8 protein-coding genes are annotated in these 12,510 nt (G+C 58.6%); 4 read left to right on the top strand and 4 right to left on the bottom strand.

The window, feature by feature from the left end; all coding sequences use genetic code 11:
* The first annotated feature begins 45 nt into the window (after nt 1-45).
* Nucleotides 46-2,811: an aconitate hydratase AcnA gene (gene acnA, locus H0921_RS09650; protein WP_194537869.1), complete on the top strand. Its 2,766-nt coding sequence runs from the start codon at nt 46-48 to the stop codon at nt 2,809-2,811.
* Nucleotides 2,812-2,873: 62 nt separating this feature from the next.
* Here the strand turns inward: acnA and H0921_RS09645 are convergent, their stop codons facing one another.
* A complete protein-coding gene (locus tag H0921_RS09645; protein ID WP_228499341.1) occupies nt 2,874-3,962 on the bottom strand; it encodes an NHL repeat-containing protein in 1,089 nt (362 codons plus the stop codon).
* A 614-nt stretch (nt 3,963-4,576) separates the two neighbouring features.
* On the opposite strand from H0921_RS09645, the gene bamA reads away from it, so the two are divergent.
* Both bamA and speA read left to right on the top strand, forming a co-directional pair.
* Nucleotides 4,577-6,985 carry an outer membrane protein assembly factor BamA gene (gene bamA, locus H0921_RS09640; RefSeq protein WP_194537868.1) on the top strand — a complete coding sequence of 803 codons (2,409 nt, stop codon included), beginning with the start codon at nt 4,577-4,579 and terminating at the stop codon, nt 6,983-6,985.
* 255 nt (nt 6,986-7,240) lie between these two features.
* Nucleotides 7,241-9,193 carry a biosynthetic arginine decarboxylase gene (gene speA / locus H0921_RS09635; RefSeq protein ID WP_194537867.1) on the top strand — a complete coding sequence of 651 codons (1,953 nt, stop codon included), beginning with the start codon at nt 7,241-7,243 and terminating at the stop codon, nt 9,191-9,193.
* Nucleotides 9,194-9,372: 179 nt separating this feature from the next.
* Here the strand turns inward: speA and H0921_RS09630 are convergent, their stop codons facing one another.
* Nucleotides 9,373-9,546 (bottom strand): hypothetical protein, encoded by a 174-nt coding sequence (locus H0921_RS09630; protein WP_194537866.1) that lies wholly within the window; start codon nt 9,544-9,546, stop codon nt 9,373-9,375.
* Entirely contained in the window at nt 9,543-11,102 is a 1,560-nt protein-coding gene (locus H0921_RS09625) for a hypothetical protein (protein ID WP_194537865.1), read from the bottom strand. The genes H0921_RS09630 and H0921_RS09625 overlap by 4 nt, the downstream gene beginning before the upstream one ends.
* Before the next feature lie 82 nt (nt 11,103-11,184).
* Here H0921_RS09625 and H0921_RS09620 point away from each other — a divergent pair, with 82 nt between their 5' ends.
* Entirely contained in the window at nt 11,185-11,667 is a 483-nt protein-coding gene (locus H0921_RS09620) for a hypothetical protein (protein WP_194537864.1), read from the top strand.
* 63 nt (nt 11,668-11,730) lie between these two features.
* Here the strand turns inward: H0921_RS09620 and H0921_RS09615 are convergent, their stop codons facing one another.
* Complete coding sequence (locus H0921_RS09615; protein WP_194537863.1) at nt 11,731-12,465, bottom strand: radical SAM protein; 735 nt, start codon at nt 12,463-12,465, stop codon at nt 11,731-11,733.
* Nucleotides 12,466-12,510: the final 45 nt, after the last annotated feature.

The following is a 12,510-nucleotide window of genomic DNA, read 5'->3' as shown; positions in this document are numbered from 1 at the left end:
GCAACAGCGAGCGGCTGGCAGGCGCGCAGGAAACGGGGTGCGACCATGCCCAACAGCTTTCAGACGCAAACCACTCTGAGTGTGGGGTCCCGGCAATACACCATCCACAGTTTGCCATTACTGGAAAAGGTGTTTCCCCGCATCCGGCGGTTGCCCTTTTCCCTGAAGATTCTGTTGGAGAATCTGCTGCGCAATGAGAACGGCCTAGCCGTTCGGGCCGAGGATATTGAGGCGCTGGCCAATTGGGAAGCGTCCGCGGAGCCGACCCGCGAGATCAGCTTCATGCCGGCGCGGGTCCTGATGCAGGACTTCACGGGTGTGCCCTGCGTGGTCGATCTGGCCGCTATGCGCGACGCTATGCGAGCATTGGGCGGCGACCCCTCTCGCATCAATCCCCTCGTCCCGGTGGAATTGGTCATCGATCACTCCGTGCAAGTGGACAAGTTCGGGACGGCCGATGCCTTCCGACAAAATGTCGAGCTGGAATACGAGCGGAATCGGGAGCGGTATTTGTTCCTCCGTTGGGGCCAACAGGCATTCCGCAATTTTGCGGTGGTCCCTCCGGGAACCGGCATCTGCCATCAGGTGAATCTGGAGTTTCTGGCTCGCGGCGTGTTCGTGGACCCTCAAGGCCAGGCCTACTTCGACACGCTGGTGGGAACCGACAGCCATACGACCATGATCAACGGTCTGGGCGTGCTGGGCTGGGGCGTTGGGGGAATCGAAGCGGAAGCGGCAATGCTCGGCCAGCCGGTCGCCATGCTGATCCCGCAAGTGGTGGGCTTCCGGCTATCGGGCCGCTTGCCGGAAGGAGCGACAGCGACGGATCTAGTCCTGACCGTCACCCAGATGCTGCGGAAGAAAGGGGTGGTGGGCAAGTTCGTGGAGTTTTTCGGTCCCGGCGTGTCGCAGCTATCCCTGGCCGATCGGGCCACCATTGCCAACATGGCTCCTGAGTATGGAGCAACGTGCGGCCTATTTCCCATCGATGCGGAAACCTTGCGTTACTTGCGGCAGACCGGCCGCCCCGCGGAAACGGTGGCGCTGGTCGAAGCCTACGCTCGTGCCCAGGGTGTCTTCCATGATGCCTCCAGCCCGCCCGCTGATTACAGCGACGTGCTGGAGCTGGACCTGGCCACTGTTGAGCCTTCCCTGGCTGGGCCGAGCCGGCCCCAGGATCGGGTGCGTTTGCGGGAGGTACCTCAATCGTTCCGGGAAGCTCTGCCGAAGCTGACGGCCAGCAGTGGTGGGAAAAGCGATCCCAAGGCCTTGAGCGTGCTATGGAATGAGAGCGGAGACCCCACGGCCTCGGATACCGTCAACGGCCCCGCTCCTGCTCGCACCCAACCCGTGGGCGAAGCAGTGCACCAGATTCGCCACGGCTCGGTTGTCATTGCCGCGATCACCAGTTGCACGAACACTTCCAACCCGTCGGTCATGCTCGGCGCCGGCCTGCTCGCCCAAAAGGCGGTCGCACGGGGTCTGAAAGTTCCGCCGTGGGTGAAGACCAGTTTGGCTCCCGGCTCGCAGGTGGTGACGGAGTATCTGCGTGCCGCCGGCGTCTTGCCCGCTTTGGAGCAGTTGCGCTTCCATCTGGTGGGCTATGGCTGCACTACTTGTATCGGTAACAGCGGTCCGCTGCCAGAGGAAGTTTCGCGTGAAATCAACGATCGTCGGCTGGTAGTTGCCGCTGTCCTGTCCGGCAATCGGAACTTTGAAGGCCGGGTGCATCCCGAAGTGCGGGCCAATTATTTGGCTTCTCCACCGCTCGTCGTTGCTTACGCCCTAGCCGGACGCATCGACATCGACTGGGAGCGCGAACCCGTGGGTACCGATTCCCAAGGCCAACCGGTATATCTCAAGGACCTCTGGCCCAGCCATGAGGAAATCCAAGCAGCCATCGACCGCTGCGTGCGGGAAGAGTCCTTCCGGCGTATCTACGCTTCCGTTTACGAGGGGGATGAACATTGGCGGAGCTTGCAAGTGTCCGGCGGGGAATTGTATCTGTGGGATGCATCCTCCACCTACATTGCAAAACCACCGTACTTTGAGGGGATGCAGTTGACTCCGCCGCCGCTGGCCGACATCCACGGCGCGCGGGTCCTGGCCCTGCTCGGCGACAGCATAACCACCGATCACATCAGTCCTGCCGGAAGCATCAAGAAAGATTCCCCCGCTGGGCAATACCTCATCCGCCGGGGTGTTGAACCGAAGGACTTCAATTCCTACGGCGCTCGGCGTGGCCACCACGAAGTGATGATGCGCGGCACCTTCGCCAACATCCGCCTCAAAAATCTCCTGGTCCCTGGTGTGGAAGGAGGTGTGACCCGCCATTTCCCTGACGGGACCGTCCAAAGCATCTACGACGCTGCTATGACGTACCAAAAGGAAGGGGTTCCCCTCATCGTCATCGCTGGGAAGGAGTACGGTTCCGGCTCCTCCCGCGATTGGGCCGCCAAGGGAACAGCTCTTTTGGGTGTACGCGCCGTCATCGCGGAGAGCTTTGAGCGGATTCACCGCAGCAATCTGGTGGGCATGGGGGTCGTGCCCTTGCAGTTCCTGCCGGGTCAATCCGCCGCTAGCCTGGGAATTACTGGCGAGGAAACCTTCGACATCGCGGGTTTGGTCGCAGGAGCGGAGCACAACTTCAGTGGGGAGCACCGCCAACTCCGCGTTACTGCTCGCAAACCAGAGGGACAGCAGATCACGTTTTCCGTGCTCTGTCGTATCGACACTCCCCAAGAGGTGCTCTACTACCGCCACGGCGGTATTCTGCCTTACGTCCTGCGACAATTGCTGGCGGGTCAATAAATCTTTCCCTGGCTTGGCCTGGAAAATGACAGAGCGTTCTTCTGCCCTGAACCGGATCCGTTCTAGCGGCGAACGATCTTGAGGATGCGGTGATTGCTGGAATCGGCGATGTAAATATCGCCGGTAGCGGGGTGGACGTGGACGCCGTGCGGTTGGGCCAGTTCTGTCTGCCGCGGGTTATCGTGGACCAGGCGGTTTCCGCGCTTGCCTGTTCCCGCAACCACTGTTAGCGTCTGGGACTTGGGATCGTACCGGACGATGCGGTGATTTTCGGTATCGGCAATGAGGACGGTACCGTCGCGATCCAGGCAGAGGTGTTTCGGGCCGTTGAGGGCGGCCTCGCGTGCTGGACCTATCCCCTGTCCGGCCTTGCCAGTGCCGGCCACAGTGCGGATGGTGCCGTCGCTGTCCACCACTCGCAAGGCATGACCGCTGCGTTCCAGAATCCAGATCCGCCCTTGAGCATCGACTACCGCAGCCCGCGGATCGACTAGCGGTTGTTCAGTAGCTCGCTGGCCATCTTGTGGCACGCCTTTTTCCCCATTGCCTGCTACGGTCGTCACCACCCCGCTCTTCAGCTCCACCCGTCGGATGCGCCGATTGCCCAGATCGGTCAGGTACAAATACTTCCCTTGGGGATCAAAAGCCAGGTGATGAATACCCCGGAAGGTCGCTTGGGCTGCCGGACCGCCGTCACCGGAGTAGCCAGCCTCGCCCGTCCCCGCAAACGCGGTTAGAGTCTTACGCTGCGGATCATACACTCTGACCCGATGATTGAAGGTATCCGCCAGGTAGATTCGGCCATCCGGTCCCACGGCCAAGGCGTGCAAGCCGTTGAACCGAGCCGATAAAGGGTCTCCGCCGTCGCCAGCATTCCCTTTCTGGCCCACTGTCCCGGCCAGCGTAACCACCTTGCCGTCCTCCGTAATCGCACGCAGCCGATCCCCGCCGAGCATCTCGACGAAGTAAAGGGTGGAACCAAGAAAATCGACACCAAAAGGCTGGATCAGTTTAGCTTCTCGTGCCGCACTCCCGTCGCCCCCCGTGCCGCCACCGGCCACCAGGACCACCTCGTCACCTTGGATCGTAACTATTCCTCCGAGCCACGCTATGGCCCACCCTAGAAAACCCATGCGAAATGCCACCTTCATCAGATCCTCCTTCCCGCGGCGGGAATCATATCTCGCCCAATGGCAGGTGACCGTTCCGTTCCTGTCTAGGTCTTTCAGCCAGCATAGCTGCCCACTTCCCAATGGCTAGCGTAAACGACTCTTTCCTAGGTCAGGCCGGAAGCGAGTCGCTCCCCCCAACCCGGCATCCAGATTCCTGCCGTGGCTTGATCGCTGCACAGAAGGACCGGCCCTAGGGGTGTACCTAGATTCTCTGGGGGTGGGGGCTGAACCCGCGAGGTGTTTCCCCAGACTAGCAGAGCTGCCCGGCAGGGACCCCCCAGAAAATCTGGCTGCACCCCCTAGTAGGGTGTACCTAGATTCTCTGGGGGTGGGGGCTGAACCCGCGAGGTGTTTCCCCAGACTAGCAGAGCTGCCCGGCAGGAACCCCCAGAAAATTTGGTTGCACCCCCTAGTACCCTGTCTTTCAGACAATCTTGACATGAGAATGCACGGCTCGTATGGCGGGGCATTGCTGGCACGCCGGGAGTACGCACTGTTCTGCGATCGTCACGAAAAACAACCGGCGAGATCAGAATGGGGTGTGAACCCATTGGGGGCAGGCGTTCTGCATCAGAACACAAAGGGGGGCAGTAATGCCGCAACAACGCCGAAAGGAATGCTGTCCGTCCAGCTTCTGGACAGGCGTTTTCGGCAGGCTGCTGAGCCATTTTCCAGCACTCGCTTTCCTGGGTTTTGTTGCGGCGCTGATGCTCATTCATCCAGCAAGGGCTGAAGAAAATCTCCAAGGAAAGATCATTGCCGATGTCATTCCCGTCGGTAACAGGATACGCACGGCGGAGCAAATCCGGAGCAAGATGCTCACCCGTCCCGGCAGTCGCTACGATGATCAAACACTGCAGGAGGATGTCCGCCGATTGCACGCCACGAAGTGGTTCGTACCCGGCGGTGTGCAGATTCTGGCTCACCTGGACCCCGATGGCCGAGTCACCCTGCTCGTTCATGTCCAAGAACTTAGCCAAACCGTGGAAGAGGTCCACTATCTAGGTGCCCAACATTTGCGGCTATCAGAGCTGCAGCAACTGACCGGCATTCGCAAAGGCGAACCCATGAACCCGCTGGCGAATGAGCTGGGGCGTCAAGCTATTCAGCGCCGCTATCAGGAGGACGGGCGCTATTTTGCCACCGTCGAATTGGTGGAGGGTAGCCGCCCCACGGATCGGCGGGTCGTCTACCGGATTGTCGAAGGGCCAGTGGTCAAGGTGGCGGGAATCGAGCTGCGCGGCGTCGAGCAGGCCAGCCAGGCCCGGATCCGAACCCTTCTGGTCACGCAGAAACGCCTGCTCGGCTTTCTAGGGGGGAAATTCAACCCGATGACCTTGGAAATTGACCGCCAGAAGATCATCGACTACTATCATGGCCTAGGTTACCTCGATGTCCAGGTCACTCCCGAGGTAGTTCCCCTACCCGACCCCGGCTTGGTTCGTGTTGTCTATCACGTGCGGGAAGGCCGGCCCTATCACGTGGCCGCTAGGGTGATTAGTGGTGCCAAGTCTTTTCCCCCAGAACGACTCGAAGCCCTCACCGAATTGAAGCCGGGGGAGCGCTATGATCTACGTGTCGTCCAAGCCGACGCCCAGAGGATCAAAGATTACTACGGCATGCGGGGATATCCCGTGGCGGTGGAGCCGCGACTCTACGAAGTCGCTGGGCAACCTGGCGCGGTACAGGTCCAATACGAAGTGATTAATGATCGAGGAGAACCGGACCGCGTAGGTCGGATCATCATCGAAGGGAACGAAGTGACGAAGCGGCGGGTCATCCTCAATGAACTGCCCTTCCGCCCCGGCCAGATTCTCCCCTACGACCGCCTTGATGAAGCCCGGATGAGACTGGCCCGGTTAGGCATTTTCGACCCGGAGGACCCGCCGACCGTGGAAGTCCTACCCAATGAATGGGATAGCGTCTTTAAAGACATCCGCATCCGGGTCAAGGAAACGCGAACCGGTCAGTTCATGATCGGGGGTGCTGTCAATTCAGACATGGGTCTGACCGGCACCATTGTCATCAACGAGCGGAACTTCAGTCTGACCCGCTGGCCCACAAGCTGGGATGATATTCGCAGCGGCCGGGCATTTCGCGGCGACGGCCAGGAACTGCGCATCGAAGCTGCACCGGGAACGCAATTCCAGCGTTACGCCATCACCTTCCGGGAACCGTATCTCTTTGACACCCCCTTCGGATTGACCACATCGGGCTATTTCTTCACTCGTGCTTTTGCCGAATACATTGAGGATCGCTACGGCGGACGCTTCACCATTGATCGGCGTCTCGATCCGATCTGGCGGGCCAGCTTCATGACACGCGTGGAGGGAATCGACATCGGCCACGTTCCCTGGTTTGCTCCCAAGGAGATCGCCGAGGACCGCGGCAACCACTTTCTGCTCGGCCTGCGAGCTGGCTTGACCCGCGACACCCGCGACTCCTACATCTATCCCACCCGTGGCGGGGTCTTCGACATCGGTTTCGAGCAGGTCCTCGGATCGAACGCCTTCCCCATTGGCACAGCCGAGTGGACCCAGTTCTTCTCCTCTCGCTACCTGGCGCGCGAGGACGGCAGTGGGCGGCATGTCCTCGGCCTGCGCTCCATGCTAGCAGTCACCACGGGCAATGCCCCAGTCTACGAACGGTTTTATGGAGGCGGTATTCGCAGCATGCGCGGCTTTACCTTCCGCGGCATGGGACCGTTTGAAAATAATCTGGCCATTGGCGGCACTTTCCTGTGGATCAATACGGTCGAATATCAAATCCCCTTGCTGGCCAATGACAAGCTCCACTGGGCCATCTTTGTCGATCACGGCACCGTCGAACGGAATGTATCGATCCGGAATTATCGCGTCAGTGTCGGTACCGGTTTGCGCATCAGTGTTCCCGCTCTGGGTCCGCTGCCTTTGGCCTTTGACTTCGCCTTTCCGGTGGTTCGCGGACCGGATGACCATCGTCAGATTTTCAACTTCTCAGTGGGGGTCTTTGGAGGTCCATGAGAGTCGGTCCAGAACTCCGAGCGTACCGGGGGTTGCCGACACCTTGAGAGGCAGTTGAGCTTCAGGCTCAGCGCGGGCCAGGTGGTGCGAGATGTAGATTTCATGAAGGTGAGAGACTTGACGCAATACCGGTTGCATCCTGAAGAAACGAACGTATGATGTCAACGAACCGTTGATGTGTGTCTGGGGTATCCGCGACCTGACGAGGGCCGCTAACTTCTACTCGCCCGCCGCCGCGGGGAAAGGTTCCCGTAGATGGGCAAGATCCTCGACCGCCGTGCCACTGATTCGGACACGCCCGTCGCCTGGAAACTGCAAGACGCTTGCGAAACCTACGGCATCTTGCGCTGGGGGAAAGGATACTTCGGCATAAACAAATTCGGACACGTCACCGTTCATCCCAACAAGGACCCCCAGCAGGCAATTGACCTGAAGGAACTGGTCGACCAGATCCGTGCCCGCGGGATTCAAACGCCGCTGTTACTCCGCTTTACGGACATTCTCCGCCACCGTATCGCCGAGATTGCCGAAGCCTTCGCGCAGTCCCGCGCGGAGTACGGTTACACCGGCAATTATCACTGCGTCTACCCCATCAAGGTCAACCAACAGCGCCACGTGGTGGAGGAAATCCTGAATTTCGGCAAGCCGTATGGCTTCGGCATCGAAGCGGGAAGCAAGCCCGAACTGCTCGCCGTGCTGGCCATCACCAATGGCGGCGGAGACACCCCCATCATCTGCAACGGTTTCAAGGACGACGAATTCATCCAGATGGTGGTTCTGGCTCGCAAAATCGGCAAAAACATCATCCCCGTCGTCGAAAAATTCACAGAGCTGGAATTGCTGGTCAAATACATGGAGCAACTCGACGTCCGCCAGCCTTTGGGAGTCCGTGTCAAATTGGCGGCGCGGGGTGCTGGCCGGTGGCGTTCCAGTGCGGGTTATCGCTCCAAGTTCGGCCTGACCATCACGGAAGTCCTGGAAGCCTTCGAGTATCTGAAAGCCCGCGGCCTGGAAGATTGCATGCAGATGACCCACTTCCATATGGGTTCGCAGGTCTCAGACATCCGCAAAGTCAAGGAAGCTCTGACCGAAGCTGCCCGAATCTACGTCGAACTGTACCGCCTCGGAGCACCGCTGAAATACCTGGATGTCGGCGGGGGACTAGGCATCGACTACGACGGCTCGCAAACGGCCTTCGAGTCAAGCATCAACTATACCCTGCAAGAATACGCCAACGACGTCGTGTACCGGATCAAGCAGGTTTGCGATGAGGCGGGCGTTCCCCATCCGCATATCATCTCGGAAAGCGGCCGGGCTATGGTCGCTTACCACTCCGTGCTGATCATTGACGTGCTGGGAACCTCCAGTGTGGATCGTTCTCCCCCGCCGGAAACGATTTCCCCTGACGCACCAGAACCCTTGCGGGACCTCTTCGCCAACTTCCGAGAATTGAACCGGAAAAACTTCCTGGAACACTACCATGACGCCATCGACCAGATGGACAAAATCCTAACCCTCTTCAATCTCGGTCATCTGTCCATCGAACAACGAGCTGCTGCAGAACAAATCTTCTGGGCCTTGGGACGGAAACTGCAACGGATTGTCCGTACCCTGGATTATGTGCCTGAGGAATTGCACGGCTTGGATGCCATGCTCTCAGACACCTACTTCTGCAACTTTTCTGTCTTCCAGAGCATGCCGGACTCCTGGGCGATCAAACAACTGTTCCCCATCATGCCCATTCATCGCCTCAACGAAGCCCCGACCCGCCGGGCTGTCCTTGGCGATATTACCTGCGATTCCGATGGCAAAGTGGATCAGTTCATCGACCTGCGAGATGTCCGTTCCACCCTCGAGTTGCATCCTTTCGATCCCAGTGAGCCGTACTACTTGGGCGTTTTCCTCTTGGGAGCCTATCAGGAAATCCTCGGCGACCTCCACAATCTCTTCGGCGATACCAACGCGGTCCACGTTTCCCTCGATGAAGATGGAACACCCTCGATTGATCACGTCATCAAAGGAGACACCGTTACGGAAGTGCTGAACTACGTGCAATATAGCGCGGAAAAACTCATGGACCGCATGCGCAAAGATGTCGAACGCGCTGTCCGCCAGGGACGGATCACACCGGCCGAAAGTCGTCAAATTCTGAAGTTTTACGAAGCCGGTCTGGAAGGTTATACCTACTTGGAAGAACCCAGCGCCTGACAAACTCTTCAATTCCGCCCCCAGTCTCGCTTAAGCTGGGCTTCTGATGTGTCCCCTACACCAGGCGATCGGCTGGATCATTCGGTGTTCAGAAATACGGCATAATCTGGCGCCCCCCGAATCCGGCTCATCCACGCCGTCCGGAGGTAGAGGCGCTCAATGCGGTCCAAGATTCCGGCTCATTCGACACGGTAAAGAATGTAGGCGTGATCCCGATACACAACACGCAGGTAGTCTGCGGCAAGATGCTGAGCTGCGGGAGCCACCACGTGGGTAATACCCTCCGCTTTCAACTCCTCATGGCGGAACGGGGAATCCCACCCTCCGGCGTACCATTCCTCGCATTGTTTCATGCGGCGATACCACTCCAGCACTTCAAGATCGTAATAAGGGATGGATTGAAATCGACGTAAATGGGGGCACCGGTCGCCAAGCGGAAGCGTTGGAGGTCCACCGGAATGAGGGGAGATCCCGGTCGGGGTCGCGGCGGCGGTGTAAACGTTGTCGAGGCTGTACCTCGACCCTGTCGGACAGCCGGAAAGCGGATAGGCAACAGATAGGTTTCCCCGGCTTGCACGTGGTTCCTGACATAGCCCAATAAGCCCTCCTCATCCGGACTCATCTGATATCCCCAACCCTGGAGCATCGTTGCGACCCCAATCGCAGCCAAGCCCCCGCACAGGATGCCAGACACATATGTTACGCCGGGGTACAGGGTCAGTGCTTGTGCCAGTCTTGCTGCCAGGACCGCCGTGGCTGTGGGAACTAGCAGTGCAGAGATTCGCCACGGGAATAACAACGCCAGGAGATGGGATTGGGTGCCGTATTGTACCAACGATAACACCAAACCTATCAGTGCAGCGACAATGAGCGCTCTACCCCAAGGGCAACATCGCACAAGCCACAAACCACAAGAAATCCAGACCAATTGGCAGGCATCCGCCCCGGCAAACCAACGATCAATCACGGCATGGTGAGGAATGCGTACTTCCACCAGAATCCGTTGGGCTTCACCCCAAGTCTGCGGATTGGCAGAACCGAAGGTGAACAGGGAGTAGGTAGCGATCGGCAAGCAAAGGATCGAAGCGGCCGCCATCATAGCAAACGCCCGTCGGCCTGCCCCTGGCCCCTGCTTTTCCCCCAGCGTCACCCCGATGTATCCCATCAACAACAGAGTCAGCGGCAGAAAGTAGGTGAAGTGAAACACACACGATGCCGCGGTGAGGATGGCAGCCCACACGGTCCGACCCTGAGCAAACGCCGCCACACCACTTACCAGCAGAACACCAAACGCCGACGGCTGTAGGCCGGGACCCAAAAGATACTGATTGGCCACCCCACACTGCAAATACCAGGGGTAATCGGTACCCGTTAGGATCACCGACAGCAATCGCGGTCCAGCCGCATGAGCCAAGGTGAAAAGGGCGGCAAATCCCCAGCGTGCAGCTAGCGTATCTCGCCAAAATGGCAAAGCGGCGATCAGGCAGCGAAAGCTCAGGAAATACACCATCAGTAGCACGAAGTAAGCCAAGTGCAGGCTGAGGGGACCGAAATGCGTGTAAACCCCAGCCACCAGATACGAGAAAACCGGCGTCGGATCACGGGTATTCGCTAGCCAATCCTCCCGAAGGTAACCGACGCCTGCCGACGCCAACCCATGCAACAAGTACTGGTTTTGGTTGGAGTAAAACAACGGCGACTGAGTGTGAGCAAGGGCAAAAAGGACAGCGAATAACAAACCTTCAGCGTATCGCCACCAGTGCCTCGTACCAGGCTGCGCTGCTGCGTCCGTCCTCGAAGAAGCGTCCACCACGGAAGGCTGCCCTCCCCAACAACACTCTCCACCGTATTCTTCGTAGTAGATCCAGGTAGGAACGTCCTGTTCCGAACGACCGAGTCGTTCGGCCACACGTTTCCCCAGATAAGAATAACTTCATCTGGAGGATGATAAGAAATAACCCCATGGGGGGATAAGCCCGCGAGGACCGCCGATGTGGTCTGCTCAGGAAGCCGTCGCAGCGTTAGAAACTGCGGGGTTTACTCATGTCGTCTGGATTCCCGATAGCTTTTTTGGGGCCTGGGACGAACCTTTGTGTCGTTCCTCGTTGCCCCTGATTCGTGTCACCCGAGAAGGAGAGGCTATCGGAGTGGCAGCGGGGCTACTGCTAGGCGAAGCCCGACCCTTAGTGATTCTTCAATCCACCGGCTTTTTCGAGGCAGGAGATGCCTTGCGGAATGTGGTTTATGATCTGCAACTACCTCTGAAATTGCTCATCGGATTGCGCAGCTATCGGGCTTGGAAAGCCGGGCAAAGTCAGGATAGTGCCGCTCGCTTCGCCGAAGCTGCCGTTCAGGCGTGGCAACTGCCTTATCAGATTTTGGATCCGGAAACCCAAGGTATCCATTCCCTGTCGGCGGCGCTTCAACAGTTGAACCATTCTCCCCACGCCGCCGCCCTCCTCATCGCCGAATGAGGATTGGTCCTATAGCACCCCTGCCCCCAGTAGACAATCCCCTGACGATAAAACTTACCCCAATCAAACGCCCCGTGTTGTCGGTTCCCACACGTACTTGTGCAACTGCAACTGAAATCGAACCTGCTGCAAGCCTGACTCCAGGAGCCATGTGACCACTTCTAGCGGTGTGACCCGGCCAAAGGCAGGACTGACCAAACACTGGAAACGCTCCTCGAGGCCATGTTCCCGAATGGTCTGTTCCGCCCATTCCCAGTCTCTGCGACTGGCCACGACAAATTTGATCTGATCGGTAGGTTTGAGGACCTCTAGGTTAGGCCAGTAATTCCGTTCACATTCGCCGCTGTCTGGACATTTCAAGTCCATGATGATATGGACTCGGGAATCCACTGCGGAGACATCGTGAGCGCCGCTGGTTTCCAGGAGCACCGTGCATCCCGCATCGGCCAGTTCCCGCATGAGCGGGTACACCTCCTGTTGCAGTAGGGGTTCCCCACCTGTAATTTCGACCAGAGGACAGTGATAGTCGAGAACCTGACGCACCACCTGTTCACGTCGCAGCGGTTGCCCTTGGGTAAAAGCATGGGGTGTATCACACCAGGTGCAACGAAGGTCGCACACCGCCAACCGGACAAACACACAAGGCAGACCAGCAAACGTAGATTCCCCTTGGATACTCCGGTAGATCTCGTGAATGAGCAATTCGCCGGGCTGCAACTGTCGCAAAAGGCGCACCCGGTGTTCTACCGCCGGCGGAATCTCTGCCATTGCCAATCTTGGAATCTTGCGGTCCCCCATACTGCCATCTTATAGCATCTCAGCCGGACTCGCGTTGCCCTTTCC

The sequence above is a fragment of the Thermogemmata fonticola genome, from assembly GCF_013694095.1.
In the GTDB taxonomy this organism is placed as follows: Bacteria; Planctomycetota; Planctomycetia; order Gemmatales; family Gemmataceae; genus Thermogemmata; species Thermogemmata fonticola.
The sequence above is the reverse complement of the archived record's forward strand: the minus strand, read 5'-3'. Positions and strand labels throughout refer to the sequence as shown.